The organism is Xanthomonas sp. NCPPB 1132 (genome assembly GCF_056629235.1).
On sequence record NZ_CM152819.1, the window covers coordinates 3,857,766 to 3,872,156 of the forward strand.

General features: G+C 67.2%; 13 protein-coding genes. 5 read left to right on the forward strand and 8 right to left on the reverse strand.

Annotated elements, in window-relative coordinates; genetic code table 11:
• The first annotated feature begins 156 nt into the window (after nt 1-156).
• Nucleotides 157-1,680 carry a pre-peptidase C-terminal domain-containing protein gene (locus AC1G9L_RS16505; protein WP_481069531.1) on the forward strand — a complete coding sequence of 508 codons (1,524 nt, stop codon included), beginning with the start codon at nt 157-159 and terminating at the stop codon, nt 1,678-1,680.
• A gap of 319 nt (nt 1,681-1,999) precedes the next feature.
• On the opposite strand, the gene AC1G9L_RS16510 is transcribed toward AC1G9L_RS16505, so the two are convergent.
• The 6 genes from AC1G9L_RS16510 to hflK all read right to left on the reverse strand — a co-directional run bounded on the left by AC1G9L_RS16510 (nt 2,000) and on the right by hflK (nt 9,751).
• Nucleotides 2,000-4,093: a diguanylate cyclase gene (locus AC1G9L_RS16510; protein WP_019799840.1), complete on the reverse strand. Its 2,094-nt coding sequence runs from the start codon at nt 4,091-4,093 to the stop codon at nt 2,000-2,002.
• A 418-nt stretch (nt 4,094-4,511) separates the two neighbouring features.
• Entirely contained in the window at nt 4,512-5,747 is a 1,236-nt protein-coding gene (locus AC1G9L_RS16515) for a hypothetical protein (RefSeq protein ID WP_019799841.1), read from the reverse strand.
• A 140-nt stretch (nt 5,748-5,887) separates the two neighbouring features.
• The gene (locus AC1G9L_RS16520) at nt 5,888-7,180 is read right to left on the reverse strand and encodes an adenylosuccinate synthase (RefSeq protein ID WP_010340110.1); all 1,293 of its coding nucleotides are present in this window, start codon (nt 7,178-7,180) and stop codon (nt 5,888-5,890) included.
• A 257-nt stretch (nt 7,181-7,437) separates the two neighbouring features.
• Nucleotides 7,438-7,572 (reverse strand): DUF2065 family protein, encoded by a 135-nt coding sequence (locus AC1G9L_RS16525; RefSeq protein WP_019799843.1) that lies wholly within the window; start codon nt 7,570-7,572, stop codon nt 7,438-7,440.
• 173 nt (nt 7,573-7,745) lie between these two features.
• Nucleotides 7,746-8,612 (reverse strand): protease modulator HflC, encoded by an 867-nt coding sequence (gene hflC / locus AC1G9L_RS16530; protein WP_481069532.1) that lies wholly within the window; start codon nt 8,610-8,612, stop codon nt 7,746-7,748.
• Entirely contained in the window at nt 8,609-9,751 is a 1,143-nt protein-coding gene (hflK, locus tag AC1G9L_RS16535) for an FtsH protease activity modulator HflK (RefSeq protein ID WP_481069533.1), read from the reverse strand. Before hflK ends, hflC begins: the two co-directional genes overlap by 4 nt.
• A 141-nt stretch (nt 9,752-9,892) precedes the next feature.
• Here hflK and AC1G9L_RS16540 point away from each other — a divergent pair, with 141 nt between their 5' ends.
• Both AC1G9L_RS16540 and pilH read left to right on the forward strand, forming a co-directional pair.
• The gene (locus AC1G9L_RS16540) at nt 9,893-10,897 is read left to right on the forward strand and encodes an acrylyl-CoA reductase family protein (protein ID WP_481069534.1); all 1,005 of its coding nucleotides are present in this window, start codon (nt 9,893-9,895) and stop codon (nt 10,895-10,897) included.
• A gap of 82 nt (nt 10,898-10,979) precedes the next feature.
• On the forward strand, nt 10,980-11,357 hold the full coding sequence (gene pilH / locus AC1G9L_RS16545; RefSeq protein ID WP_010340114.1) for a twitching motility response regulator PilH: 378 nt from the start codon (nt 10,980-10,982) through the stop codon (nt 11,355-11,357).
• A gap of 246 nt (nt 11,358-11,603) precedes the next feature.
• Here pilH and AC1G9L_RS16550 read toward each other — a convergent pair whose 3' ends face one another.
• Nucleotides 11,604-12,491 (reverse strand): DnaJ C-terminal domain-containing protein, encoded by an 888-nt coding sequence (locus AC1G9L_RS16550; RefSeq protein ID WP_481069535.1) that lies wholly within the window; start codon nt 12,489-12,491, stop codon nt 11,604-11,606.
• A gap of 135 nt (nt 12,492-12,626) precedes the next feature.
• Nucleotides 12,627-13,094: an Hsp20/alpha crystallin family protein gene (locus tag AC1G9L_RS16555; protein WP_019801049.1), complete on the reverse strand. Its 468-nt coding sequence runs from the start codon at nt 13,092-13,094 to the stop codon at nt 12,627-12,629.
• Nucleotides 13,095-13,263: 169 nt separating this feature from the next.
• On the opposite strand from AC1G9L_RS16555, the gene AC1G9L_RS16560 reads away from it, so the two are divergent.
• Together AC1G9L_RS16560 and AC1G9L_RS16565 are read left to right on the forward strand one after the other, a co-directional pair.
• Nucleotides 13,264-13,746, forward strand: coding sequence for a redoxin family protein (locus AC1G9L_RS16560; RefSeq protein WP_019801048.1), 483 nt, complete (start codon nt 13,264-13,266; stop codon nt 13,744-13,746).
• A gap of 37 nt (nt 13,747-13,783) precedes the next feature.
• The gene (locus AC1G9L_RS16565; RefSeq protein WP_019801047.1) at nt 13,784-14,368 is read left to right on the forward strand and encodes a ferritin-like domain-containing protein; all 585 of its coding nucleotides are present in this window, start codon (nt 13,784-13,786) and stop codon (nt 14,366-14,368) included.
• The last annotated feature ends 23 nt before the right edge of the window (nt 14,369-14,391 follow it).

The following is a 14,391-nucleotide window of genomic DNA, read 5'->3' on the forward strand; positions in this document are numbered from 1 at the left end:
CAACACCAAACACAAGGATTGCCCATCCTGGGCAGTGAGCACGGGCTATCAACCCGATGCTGTCGCCGCGTTGTAGCGATACAAGGAGACGTAATCGTGACATCGAGAATGCGTGCATTATTTCCTATTGGCGCTCTGCTCATGGCAGGTTTGTCCATGCCAGTGCCATCCCACGGGACGAATGTCGAGCCCAAGACATTTCCCGAGCCAGCGCTCCTGGACAAGGCAACTCAATTTTCCGATCAGTTGGTGCGAGAGCGACCTGAACTTCAGCTCCTTCTCAACAAGCTCGGCCTGCGATACCTGCATCAGCTCGACCCTGATACGGTCTACCAGCTCAATACGCGTACAGGCGAGCTGACACGATTGAGCCACGCACAAGCCGCGTCCGGGAAGGATGCTAGCCCAGCAGGAATCTTTTGGGGATTTGGCACTCCCGCGGTGCGCATCTCCGGTGGAACCAGCATCAACGGCGAGGCCAGCACCACCGTGACTTGCCCGTTTTCGGCCCAGACTGCGGAAGTCAGCGGCTTTATGGCCTCCACCGTCTCCCGCGATCCAGTGGCGGGAGTACGCAACGGCACACTCGTCATCGACAATGCCCTGGACAGCAAGGCACAGGTGAATTTCAGCATCCTGCGCCTGGCCGGCGGTGCACGCAATCCTGCCAACCGTACCACCCTTGAATCCGTCCATACCGGCAGTTGCGGCGATGAAGTCCGAGTCAACACCTTGGTGACCACATGGCCGCCAAATCGCGTGGAACTGGCGATCGACGATACGGGGTCCATGGACACGCAACTCAATGGCGTCAAGTCGGCGCTCGCCAGCTTTGTGGAGAACAACAATAGCGGTGAGCAACAGCGCGCCACGTCGTATGAGTTGATCAGCTTCAAGGATGCGCCGACGCTACGGCTCCCCAATACAGAAGACACTTCCACTGTGGTCAATGCCGTGCAAGGACTCACCGCGAGCGGCGGAGACGACTGCCCAGAGGACTCGTTGGGCGCACTCTCCCTTGCGCTTTCGCGCATTGGGGAGGATGAGGACTCCGAAGGATCGGTAATTCTGGCTACGGATGCTTCGCCACACTCTGGCGACGTCGATGGCTTGATTGCCCAAGCTCGCGCCAGTGGAACACGAGTGCATGTATTGCTGTCGGGTGATTGCGTGGCCAGCGCAACCGGACGAACTCGCGCTGCAAACGGGAACAGCAACGAGTCCATTGCGGCGACTCCATCCTCCCGCGACGTATTCTCGCGGCTGGCACAAGAAACCGGAGGCCTGTACTTCTATGCGCCAAACGCCACCTCTGAGGTTTACGCAGATCTTCTTGGAGAGATCTTCCAAAGTGTGGCCGAAGGTGTCACCCCACTTGAGTCAGCCGTGCCGTTGACCGGCTTGGAAGGTGCGGCAGGCAGCGATCGCTTGTTCCGCGTGGAAGTTCCGAGCGGTACAAGCAACTTGCGTGTACTCAGCTACGGCGGCACAGGCAATGTGTCGCTCTACATGAAGCGTGGAAAGATTCCCACGGTCACGGACCATGACATGTTTTCTACACGCCCCGGCAACAACGAAACGCTAAACCTCGCTGCGCCTGCCGCTGGCACTTACTACATCAGGCTGAGAGGGGAATCGGCATATACCCGCGTCTCACTGCAAGCCAGAGTGACCAAATAAAGCGTCTTTTCTCATCAAAAGGAGAAGGCCCAATGGGCCTTCTCCACTTATCGTCACGGAACTGCATCCTCTTCCTTGCGTGACGCAGACACCGACGCCGAAGTTCCGCGCACTCCGAAACGTGGTCTATATAAGATTGCATGAAGAAGCGCGGCCAAGTGCTAACAAGCAGCAGCCGTAACTTCCTTCTCGAACTCCATTAACCGGTGCATCTTCAGCACACGCGGCCAGCTTGAGATCGAACAGAAGCAGGCCCTGTCTCCTTGGCCGGTAGCAGGCACGCCCCCGACAGGATCTGCGTCCGGCTGCGCGTTGCGAATCAGACTACCCCCTGCCCCGCCACAAACACCACCCCATCACCCCCGCCGCCACTCTGCCGCAGCCGGCCTTCGGCCTCAAGCGCCTCCAGCGACACATCGGGGCCGAGATCAGTCGCCATGCCTTCCAGCGTCAACCCCACCCAGCGATCGCGGCCCGCATGCTTGGCGCGGTACAGCGCGGCGTCGGCGATGCGCAGGCTCAGCGGCCAGTCGCCGCCGGGGTGGGCGGGGAACAGGCTGACGCCCATCGATACGGTGAGGGCGATGCGGCCGGTCGGGCGCAGCAGCGGATCGGCCTGCAGGCGTTCGCGCAGGCGGCGGAACAGCCGCGGGGCGTCGGCCAGGGTGCCGCCGGGACAGATCCAAAGGAACTCTTCGCCGCCCCAGCGGGCGATGATGTCCGAGCTGCGTGCGCACTCGCGCAACAGGTCGCCGAGATGCATCAGGGCGTGGTCGCCGCCTTCGTGGCCGTGCAGGTCGTTGACGCGCTTGAAGTGGTCGATGTCCAGCAGGGCGATCAGCAGCGGCTCCTGCGTGCGCTCCGGCGTCGCCGCGGCCTCGCGTGCCTGCAGCCAGGCGGTGACGTAGCGGCGGTTGCGCAGGCCGGTGAGAGCGTCCTCTTCGCTCTGGCGGCGGATGGTGGCGGTGAGCTGTTCCAGTTCGCGGTGCTGGGTCTGGATCTCGTCGTTCTTGCGCGCCAGTTCGGCGTTGATGCGGCGGCGCACACGGCCTTCGCGCACCTTGAGCAGGAAGAAGCCGGCCAGCGCCAGCAGTGCGGCGAGCAGACCGTACAGCACGCTGCGCTGGCGCTGTTCGCGCGCCTGCAGTTGCGCGTAGGCGGCCTGTTCGGCGGCGCGGGTGCGGCCGAGTGCGGCCAGTTCGCTCTTCTTGCGCGCCAGGTCCACCGCCGATTCGAGCTCGGCGATGCGGGTCTTGGATTCGACGTTCACTGCTTCGTCGTTGACCGCCTTGTATTCGCGCATCAGCGCCAGCGCCTCGCGGTCGCGGCCGAGCGCATCGAGGTTGTCGATCATGCGCGGGTACAGTTCCAAGCCCCGCGTCACGTTGTCCGACTGCGCGAACAATTGCCGCGAACGCGCAAACGCGTCGGCGGCGGCTTCGCGCTGGCCAAGATCGGCCAGGGCGACGCCGAGGGTGGAATAAACGATGGCGCCTTCGCCGTTGTCGCCATGATCGCCAGTGTGCGCCGCGTTCTCCAGCAGTGCGGCCGCTTCGCGCAGCAAGGGCAAGGCCTCCTGTGGGCGATGCTGGCTGGATAGCACGTTGGCGAGGTTGTTGAGCGGGCCGATCAGCGAGGCGTTGCCATCGGCGCGCGCCGACACCAGCGCCTGCCGGTAGATGGCCTCGGCGCGCTGCAGTTCGTTGGCGCCTTCGTAGGCCGCACCCAGATTGCCAAGCACGGCTGCGCGCGGCAGTCCCTTGCGCGGCTTGGCGTCGTAGGCGGCCAGCGCACGCTGGCCGTAGGCGATCGCCTTCTCCCATTCGTGGGCGTAAATGAACACCGCGGTGGCGTTGTGCAGCATGGCAGCGTCGTCCGGCTTGCCCAGCGCCTTGCCCAACCGCTCGACCTCAAGCAGGGCGGCGATCGCGTCGGGCATGCGCCCCTGCTGCGATGACACGATGAAGATGATCTGGTTGGCGTTGTATTCCACCAGGTCGGGATGCTTGCGCACCTTCGACAACGCGATGCGGGCCACGCGCAGGGCGTCGTCCTGCGCACCCATCCGGTAGTAGGACGCGGCCAGTTGCCGCCACAGTTCGGCGATATGCGGGTCGTCCGGCAGTTCCTTCTCCAACCGCTGCAGGTCGGCTTCGAGTTCGGCGATGCGGGCGGCGTCGCGCGGCTGCCAGATGGCGCCGTTGAGTTGCTTGAACAAACGAAGCCGCTGCAGCGGCGACAACGGCTGGGTGAGCAGGGCCGAGCCGAGGGCGACCACGGTCTCCGGCTTGCCGGCGGCGGACGCCGCATCCACCAGTTCCAGGCCCAGGGGCACCAGGCCCTGCTTGTCGGCGGCGGCGTCCCAGGCCGGCAAGCCCATGCGCAGCGCAGCCGCCGGGTCGTCGGCACGCACGGCCGCTACGCAGGCCGGCAACGCCTGCGTCGGCGCGCACGCGGGCGCTGACGCTGTCTGTGCCACCGCGCACGGCACGAGCACACCCCACCACAGCAGCGCCCCGAGCGACTGCCAAACCAAGCGACTGCGCACTGCGTTCTCCCCAAGATGCCGCGGCGCACGCCGGAGCCCTGGGCGCGGCAACTGCCGTCGCAATCTGGTTCCCCGCGTGTCGCTGCCGATGTGCAGCGACGCCGATCCGTGCGCTGCTATCGGCCGCGCGGCCGGATTCTTGAGCGCCATCTCATGCGGGAAGCCACGTAGCGCACATGACGCACCACCGAGAGGATTCAGGTGCGAGACGTGCAGCTTTGCGACACGAGGCGATCCTGCGCATGTGCCCTCTTCGCCACGGAACCAAGCCGCGCACCGGGATTCACACCGGCGGCAATTGCCGCAGTTGCTCCGCGCTGGGGAAGGCGCGCACACGGTAGCGCGGCGGATACAGATTCGGTTGGCGCTCCATCAGGTCACCGAGCAGGGCGAACGCCGGCTCCCACTCGGCGACGGTCACGTCGGCTTCGCCGTCGTCGCGCGGGACGACGAAGACGATGTGATCGGTCCTGGGCAGCAAGGTGTCCACGCCCTCGGTCCAGGTGCCGACCGACACCTGCTGCGTGCTGTCGTTGCGGTCCTGGTAGACGTTGAACGAAGCCACGAACACATCCACGTCGTTGGCCTCGTGCAGCTTGTCGAGCAGCGCCTTCTGGCCGGCGTAGGCCGGTGTATCCAGCCTCCGCCGCAGGTCGGCCTGGCGCTGCCGGTGCTCGGGCGCCGTCAGGACGAACGGCACCATGCGGCGCGCGTCGTCATAGGTGAAGGCCAGCCAGGAGATGCAGCGGCCGTGTTCGGCCGCTTGCAGACTCAGTTCCAGCATGAGGGCGATGGCCACGTTGTCGCGCTCGCCGACCACCAGCAGGCAATCGCGCGTGGGCAGCATGAACACGGGACGCCCTGCCACCGGCGCGCGATGCAGCACATCCGGCAGCAAGGCCCGGCTGGTGTCGTAGGCGTCGTACCAGGCGCCGCGGAACACGCCGGGCGCGACTTCGGCGAAGCGGTCCTCGGTGGCGTCGCGCAGATTGTCGCGGGCGATGGCCAACCCCTCGTCCAGGGTGATGCCCCACTCCGCCCGCGGCCCGGCGATCAGGGTGGAGGTCGAATCGGGCAAGTCCAGCGCCAGCAACTCCACGCAATCCTCGGCGATGTCGCGGCAGGCATAGGGAAACGGCACGTCCATGCCCTTCTCGCACTGCTGCTCCAGGCGCAGGTCCTCGAACATGCCGCGGTTGCGGATCACCGGCATCAGCGTGGCGCGCAGTTCCTCGAAGCTGCGTTGCTGGCGGCTTTCCTCCTGCTCGTTGAGGAAGGCGGCGACATAGCTGTGCAGCGCCTCGTCGCGCTTGCGCCGGTCGGCCTGGGTATAGGAGTGGTAAGCGTTGTGCAGGTGAATGGTGCGGCCGTTCTGGCCGACCAGGCGGAACGCGTCCGGCTGGTACGTGAGGGGTTCGGCATAGCCGCGCGCCTGCAGCGTCTCCAGGAACAAGCGGGCGAATGCATCCGGGCCCGGCGGCTTGCGATTGAACAGCGTGTCGAACAGGCCATTGAACATCGGCGGATCTTCCTTGGAGTCGGGTGCGTGCAACGCGCCGTCGCACGCCTATCGCACGGGTGGCTGCCAGCGCGTCATCCTTTCGCAAAAAAGCCCCGCCGAGGCAGGGCTTTCGCTGAACGCCGCAGCGCGCGCCAGGATCAGGCGAACGGATCCTGCAGCACCATGGTGTGCTCGCGGTCCGGGCCGGTGGAGACGATCGAGATCGGGCAGCCGGCCAGTTCCTCCAGCGCGCGCAGGTAGGCGCGGGCGGCGGGCGGCAGTTCGTCCCACACGGTGATGCCGTGGGTGTTCTCGCTCCAGCCCGGGAACTCCAGGTACACCGGGGTGCACTCTTCCCAACCCTGCGCATCCAGCGGCGCGTACTCGGTGCGCTTGCCGCGGTATTCGTAGGCGATGCACACCTTCAGCTTCTCCATGCCGTCGAGCACGTCGAGCTTGGTGATGCACAGGCCGGAGATGCCGTTGATGGCCACCGCGCGCTTGAGCGCGACGATGTCCATCCAGCCGCAGCGGCGCGGACGGCCGGTGGAGGCGCCGTACTCGGCACCGCGGTCGCGGATGCCCTGGCCGATCTCGTCGTCCAGTTCGGTCGGGAACGGGCCGCCGCCGACGCGGGTGGCGTAGGCCTTGGCGATGCCCAGCACGTAGTCGATGTCCTGCGCGCCCACGCCGGTACCGGCCAGCGCGCCGCCGACGGTGGTGTTGGAGCTGGTGACGTAGGGATAGGTGCCGTGGTCGATGTCCAGCAGCGCGCCCTGTGCGCCTTCGAACAGCACGCGCTTGCCCTGCTTGCGCAGGTCGTGAAGGATGCCGGCGACGTCGGACTTCATCGGCTGCACGTACTCGCCGAAGGCCAGCGCTTCGTCGAAGGTCTTCTGGAAGTCAACCGCTTCCACGCCCAGGTACTTGGTCAGCACGAAGTTGTGGTAGTCCAGCGCGGTGCGCAGCAGCTCTTCCAGCTGCGGCGGGTAATGCAGGTCGGCGACGCGGATGCCGCGGCGCGCCACCTTGTCTTCGTAGGCCGGGCCGATGCCGCGGCCGGTGGTGCCGATGGCCTTGCCGCCGGCGGCCTTCTCGCGGGCCTGATCCAGGGCGATGTGGTACGGCATGATCAGCGGCGCGGCCGGCGAGATCTTCAGGCGCGAACGCACTTCCACGCCGGAGGTCTCCAGCTCTTCGATTTCCTTGCGCAGCGCGGCCGGGGAGATCACCACGCCGTTGCCGATCAGGCACAGCGCGTCGGCGCGCAGGATGCCGGACGGGATCAGGTGCAGGACGGTCTTCTTGCCGTTGATGACGAGGGTGTGGCCGGCGTTGTGGCCGCCCTGGAAGCGCACGACGGCGCCGATTTCCTCGGTGAGCAGATCGACGATCTTGCCTTTGCCTTCATCGCCCCACTGGGCGCCGAGCACGACAACTGACTGACCCATGGCTGGGTAACTCCTGGTTTGCTGCGCGACCGTCGGGGCCACGCGGATGTGGTGGCCGTGCGGGGACCGACCGGCACCAGCGCGGTTGCTCCATCGGGGAGCGTCCAGGCGGCGGCGGGTCCATACACGGAAAAAGCCGGTCGAGACGCTCGCGTGGAGCGGGCCCGGCCGGCTTTTGTGCATTATCCGGGTTTTGGGTGGCAGTCACCACCCCCTGACCGGCCGCGTTCAGGCCGGGCGGCCAGCACCCGCCTGGCTCAGCCGCGCACCCACCACAGCGGCGGCATGCCCGACATCTGCTGCACCATGCGCCGCCATGCCTCCGGCGCGGCGAACAGCAGCAGACCTTCGAGGATCACCATCAGGCAGACCGCGGCGATGAGATCGTGCATGGCGGCCTCCGGTGACGCTGGGTCGCAACACGGTGATGCCTGTAGGAGCGGCTTCAGCCGCGACCGGGCATTCCCCAGTAATGCCTGTCGCGGCTGAAGCCGCTCCTACAGATGCCTGGCGACCGGGAACCCGCTCCTGCGAATCCCCAATCCCGACTCCCCAATCCCGCCCCTCAGCGCTCGCTCTTGAGGTACTGCAGGAACGGATCGTTCTTGTCGAGCACGATCACGCCGTTGCCGTCGGCCATGCCGCCGCGGTAGGCCTCCAGGCTGCGGTAGAAGGCGTAGAACGACGGGTCGGCGGAGCCGGCCTTGCCGTACACGCTGGCGGCCTCGGCATCGCCCTCGCCGCGCAGCTTCTGCGCGTCGCGCTCGGCCTCGGCGACCAGCACGGTGCTCTCGCGGTCGGCCTGGGCACGGATGGTCAGCGCCTGCTCCTCGCCTTCGGCGCGCAGCTTGGCCGCTTCCTGCTTGCGCTGCGCGCGCATGCGTTCGTACACGTCGTTGATCACCTGGCTGTCGGTCGGCAGGTCGATCTGCTTGATGCGCAGGTCGACGATCTGCATGCCCAGGGTCTTGCTCGCCGCATTGATCGCCACCAGTTGCTTGGCGATCAGCTCGCTGCGGTCGCCGGACACCAGCTGCTGCAGGGTGCGCGAGTTGATCTGGTTGCGCAGCGAATCGGTGATGATCGGCGCCAGCAGCGTGTTGGCCACCTTCTCGTCGCCGCCCTGGGTGGCGCGGAAGAAGGCGCGCACGTCGGAGATGTAGCCGATGGCGAAGAAGCTGACGCTGACGTCCTTCTGCTCGGCGGTGAAGTAGCGCGCGGGATTGGTGTCGATCACCTGGAAGCGGCGGTCGAACATGCGCACCGACTCGACCAGCGGCACCTTGAAGTGCAGGCCCGGCTTGAGGTCGGCACGCACCACGCGGCCCAGGTTCAGCACCATCGCCGCCTTGTCCTCGGGCACCACGAACGCCGAGCTGAGCAGCGCGAAGAGCGCGACGACGGCAATGCCCGCCCACAATGACAGTTTCATCGCTGGATCTCCTCACGGCCGGTCGGGCGCGGCGTGCGCTCCGGGTTGCGGACACTTTCGGCCGACGAGCTGTTCAAGGCCGGCAGCAACACCTCCTGCGGCAACGTCGGCAGCGACGTGGTGGGCGTCGGCGGGGTCGCCGCCGCCGGCGCCTTGCTGTCGGCCGGCATCGGCACATAGATCAGCTGGCGGCCGTCGCTGCCGATGACCTTGCGGTTTTCCGCCAGCACCTGCTGCATGGTCTCCAGCCAGAGCCGCTTGCGGGTGACGTCCGGCGCGTTCTGGTACTGCTGCTGCAGCAGGGTGAAGCGCTCGGCGTCGCCTTGCGCGCGGGCGATCGCCGCTTCCTTGTAGCCTTCGGCCACGGTACGGGTGCGCGCCGCCTGGCCACGCGCCTCCGGCACCACCTTGGCCGCGTAGGCCTGGGCTTCGTCGATCAGCCGCGCCTTCACCTGCTGGGCGCCGTTGACCTCGTCGAAGGCCGACTTCACTTCCTCCGGCGGACGCGCGTCGGGCAGGGTCAGGCCGGTCACGATCAGGCCGGTGTGATAGGCCTTCAGCGCGGCCTGCAGGCGCTCGCGCGCGGCCACGGCCATCGGCCCGCGGTTGTTGAGCACCGCATTGAGGTTCGAACGGCCGATCTGCTCGCGCACCGCGCTCTGCGCGGCCTGCTCCAGCACCAGGTCGGCGTTGCGCGCACCGAACACGTAGGTGCGCGGATCCTCGACCCGGTACTGCACGTTGAGCGAGACGTTGACGATGTTCTCGTCGCCGGTCAGCACCGGCAGCTGGCTGTCGAAGGTCTTGATGCGGGTGGCGTCGACCTTGCGGACGGTCTCGATCGGCCACGGCAGCTTGAAGTTCGGGCCGGGCTGCAGGATCCGCGAGAACTGGCCGAACCGCAGCACCACGCCGCGCTGCTGCTCGCCGATCAACTGGAAGCTGCTGAACAGCAGCATCAGCACCACCACGCCCAGGATCCAGCGGCCTATGCCGCCGCCGTCGCCGAACAGGTCCTTCAGCGGACCGGGCAACCCACCCCACTTGCCTCCCCCATTGCCGCCACGCGGCGGCCAGGGACCGCGCCCGTGATTGTCCGGGCCGTCTCCGCCCTTGCCGCCAGGTGTGTTCCAGGCCATGCATGCTCCAAAAAGGAAGGTGGCGCCGCGTCGGTCACGCGCCGGTCACCGGAAATGAGTCGCCGATTCTACAAGATGGGGCAGACCCGCCGTTTCGAAAGGGTATCTTGGTGCATTCCTGCGTGCCGACCAAGGTGTTCCATGTCCGTTCCCGCCCAGTTCTCCGCCTTCCGCATCCACCAGGACGACAGCGGCTACCACGCCGGCCTCGTCCCGCTGTCCCTGGACCAGCTCAGCGAGGGCGAGGTGGTGATCCGCGCGGCCTGGTCGTCGGTGAACTTCAAGGACGCGCTGGCCGGTACCGGCCAGGGCAAGATCCTGCGCCGCTTCCCGCTGGTCGGCGGCATCGACGTGGCCGGTCACGTGGTCGCCTCCCGCGACCCGGCGTTCAAGGAAGGCGACGCGGTGCTGGTCACCGGCTGCGGCCTCAGCGAGACCCGCGACGGCGGCTACAGCGAGTACGTGCGCCTGGAGTCCAGGTGGGTGGTGCCGCTGCCGGCCGGGCTGAGCCTGCGCGAGAGCATGGTGCTGGGCACCGCCGGCTTCACCGCGGCGCTGGCGCTGCTGCGCCTGCTCGACAACCGCCAGACCCCGGCGCACGGCCCGCTGTGCGTGACCGGCGCCACCGGCGGGGTCGGCTCGCTGGCGGTCGACATCTTCAGCCGCGCCGGCTTCGAGGTGCATGCGGTCAGCGGCAAGGCCGAGCGCGCCGCGCAGCTCCAGGCCTGGGGCGCCAGCCAGGTGCTGGGCCGCGAGGCCCTGCAGACCAGCCGGCCGCTGGAATCGGTGCGCTTCGGCGGCGGCCTGGACAACGTGGGCGGGGCGATGCTGACCAGCCTGCTGGCGCAGACGGCGCCGTACGGCAACGTCGCCAGCGCCGGCCTGGCCGCGACCGCGGAGCTGGACATGACGGTGATGCCCTTCATCCTGCGCGGGGTGTCGCTGCTGGGCATCGGCTCGGCCGGCACCGCCCGCGACCTGCGCGACCGCATCTGGCACCACCTGGGCAGCGACTGGAAGCCGCGCCACCTGGAGACGATCTGCACCCGCGAAGTGGACCTGGCCGGCCTGCCGGAGGTGTTCGCCACGATGCTGGCCGGGCAGTCGTTCGGGCGCACCGTGGTGCGGCTGGATCCGAGCGCGTAGCCACGCCGACGCTTTGTGACACGCAACGCTTTCCGCCTTCGCGCCGCTGCCTCTACACTCGGAGCCTCCTAGGGGGAACGACATGGCACGCATTCTGATCGTCGACGATTCGCCGTCGCAGTTGCTGGGCATCCAGCGCATCGTGGAAAAGCTGGGGCACGAAACGATCACCGCCACCGACGGCGCCGCCGGCGTGGAAGCGGCCAAGGCGGCCTTGCCGGACCTGGTGCTGATGGACGTGGTGATGCCCAACCTCAACGGCTTCCAGGCCACCCGCACCCTGCGCCGCGAGCCGACCACGCAGAACATCCCGGTGATCCTGGTCACCACCAAGGACCAGGACACCGACCGCATGTGGGGCATGCGCCAGGGCGCCCGCGCCTACATCACCAAGCCGTTCTCCGAGGACGAGCTGTACGAGGTGATCGAGCGCGTATTCAGTGGCGAGGATGCGCCCTAGAAGCCGGGAATCGGGATTGGGGATTGGGGATTGGTAAGGGCGGGTTTACGGGCAGCGTTTGAGTGCGCGGCGTAAGACCGCATGCAGTCGGCGCGCCTTGTAGGAGCGGCTTCAGCCGCGACAGGCGTTACCGGTAATGCCTGTCGCGGCTGAAGCCGCTCCTACGACGTTGCAGCGCCGGGGACACCGCTCTTGCGAATCCCCAATCCCTAATCCCCAATCCCTAATCCCCAATCCCGGCCCCAATCAAACGGCTTCGCCAAACGCCTTGGCCAACCCGCGATACGCCTTGCGCTGCGCTTCGGTTTCCGGCGCCGGCGCCAGCACTTCCAGTTCGACGATCTGGTCGCCGGGCGGGGTGCCCGGCAGGCCGCGGCCGCGCAGGCGCAGCTTGCGGCCGGCATCGGACTCGGGCGGGATCTTCAGTTCCACCGCCCCGCCCAGGGTCAGCACGCTGATGCTGGTGCCCAGCGCCGCCTGCCATGGGGTCACCTGCAGGGTGTACAGGATGTTGCGGCCGTCCACCTCGAACTGCGGATGCGCGGCGTACTCGATCTCCAGCAGCAGGTTGCTGCCGCCGTTGCCCTGCCCGCTCAGCCGGATCACCTGGCCGGAACGCACGCCCTTGGGCACGCGCACGTCCAGTTGCTTGCCGTTGATGGTGATGCGCACGCTGTCGCCGGCGTACACCGCCTCCAGCGGCACCGCCAGCTTGGCGCGGGTATCGCCACGCGGCGCGCCCGGCCCCGGACCGGGACCGGCGCCGCCCTGGCGGGCGCGCTGCTGGCGGGCGAACAGGCTCTCGAAGAAATCGCTGAAGCCGCCACCGGCGCCGCCGTTGCCGAATACTTCCTCGAAATCGAAGCCCTGCGCGCCACCGTAGTTGGGCGGCGCGTGGAACTCCTCGCCCGGGCGGTAACCCTGCGCGCGCAACTGGTCGTAGGCAGCGCGCTTGGGCGGGTCGCGCAAGGCCTCGTAGGCCTCGTTGACGGCCTTGAACTTCTCTTCGGCCCCAGGCTCCTTGCTCACGTCGGGATGGTACTTGCGCGCCAGCCGCCGGTACGCGGTCTTGATCTCGGCATCGCCAGCGCTGGGTTCCACGCCCAGGGTCGCGTAGTAATCCTTGAATTCCATCCATCACCTCAAAAAGAGTCGGCCCGCCGCCTTGCGGCAACGGGCCGGTTGCATGCAATGCGCCATCGCCCGGCCATTCTACGGCCGGCGGCGAGGGCGCGGCGTCGCGATGGCGACGCCGCTGCGAGCGCGCGCTTACTGCACGATCGTGGCCCCGGTATCGACCTGGATGCGACGCGGCGTGCTCGCCGGACGCTTGGGGATGCGCACTTCCAGCACGCCATGGTAGCCGGTGGCGGAAATGCCATCCGGATCGGCGCTGTCGGGCAGCGCGAAGCGGCGGTGGAAGCTGCCGTAGCGGCGCTCGATGCGCGAGAAGCGCTCGGTGTCGGCGGACGATTCGCTCTTGCGCTCGCCCTTGATCGAGAGGATGCCCTTGTCCATCGACACCTCGATCTCCGACGGGTCGATGCCCGGCAGGTCGGCGTACAGCACGAAGCGCTCCGGCTCCTCCTTGATGTCCACGCGCGGCACCCACTGCGCGGTGACGACGGCCGATTCGTCGGTGCCGCCATTGGGGTCGAAGAAGCGGTCGAACACCTGCTTGATCTCGTTCTGGAATGCGGCCTGGGCCGGCCACTGGCGATAACGGACGATGCTCATCGTGGTCTCCTGAAACGTGAATGAGGTACACCCCGAAGGGGACGGTTCGCGGCGGCGGGACCGGCCCGCCGTCCATGCCCGTCAGATAGGCCTGCCGCGGCGCTTTTCAAGGCGTTGACGCCACCTTCCCATTTCCGTTTCTAGACTCGGTTCATCCAAGGAGCCCGACATGCCCATCCAGACCGGCGAACGCATTCCCGAAGTGGTGCTGCAGCGCATCCGCGACGGCGTCGAAGCCGTGGACACGCGCACCCTGTTCGACGGCCGCCGCGTGCTGCTGTTCGCGGTACCCGGCGCCTTCACCCCGACCTGTTCGGAGAAGCACCTGCCCGGCTATGTGGAGCACTTCGAGGAGTTCCGCAAGCGCGGCATCGAGGTGTACTGCATGGCGGTCAACGACCCGTTCGTGATGCAGGCCTGGGGCAAGAGCCAGCTGGTGCCGGACGGCCTGCAGATGCTGTCCGACGGCAATGGCGACTTCGCCAAGGCGCTGGGCCTGGAACTGGACGCCAGCAGCTACGGCATGGGCGTGCGGGCGCGCCGCTTCGCGCTGTACGCCGACGACGGCGTGGTGCGTGCGCTGTTCGTCGAGGCGCCGGGCGAGTTCAAGGTCTCCGCCGCCGACTACGTGCTGCAATATCTTCCCGACTGATCCACTCCCCCTTACCCACCACAGGAAACGGCCAGCCATGTCCAACAAGCCAGCCTCCCCCAAGACCGACGCCAAGCCGTTGCAGCACACCGCCGGTCTGACCGATACCGCCACGCTGCGCGCCAATGCCCGCCAGAGCATTGAGGACGGCGCGATCACCAAGACCTACAGCGCCGACCGCGAGGCGGTGATCAAGATGCTCAACGACGCGCTCGCCACCGAGTACGTGTGCGTGCTGCGCTACTACCGCCACTATTTCATGGCCGCCGGCATGCTCGCCGACGCGGTCAAGGCCGAGTTCCTGGAGCACGCGCAGCAGGAGCAGGCGCATGCGCACAAGCTGGCCGAGCGTATCGTGCAGTTGGGCGGCGAGCCGGACCTCAATCCGGACACGCTGACCGCGCGCTCGCACGCGGAGTACAAGGAAGGCGAGGATCTGCGCGACATGGTCAAGGAGAATCTGATCGCCGAGCGCATCGCCATCGACAGCTACCGCGAGATGATCAATTTCGTCGGCGACAAGGACACCACCACCAAGCGCATCCTGGAAGACATCCTGGCCCAGGAAGAAGAGCACGCCGACGAGTTCTCGGACATGCTGGAAGGCTGGATCGGCAAGTAAGCCGGATAGGCTAACGCCCTCTC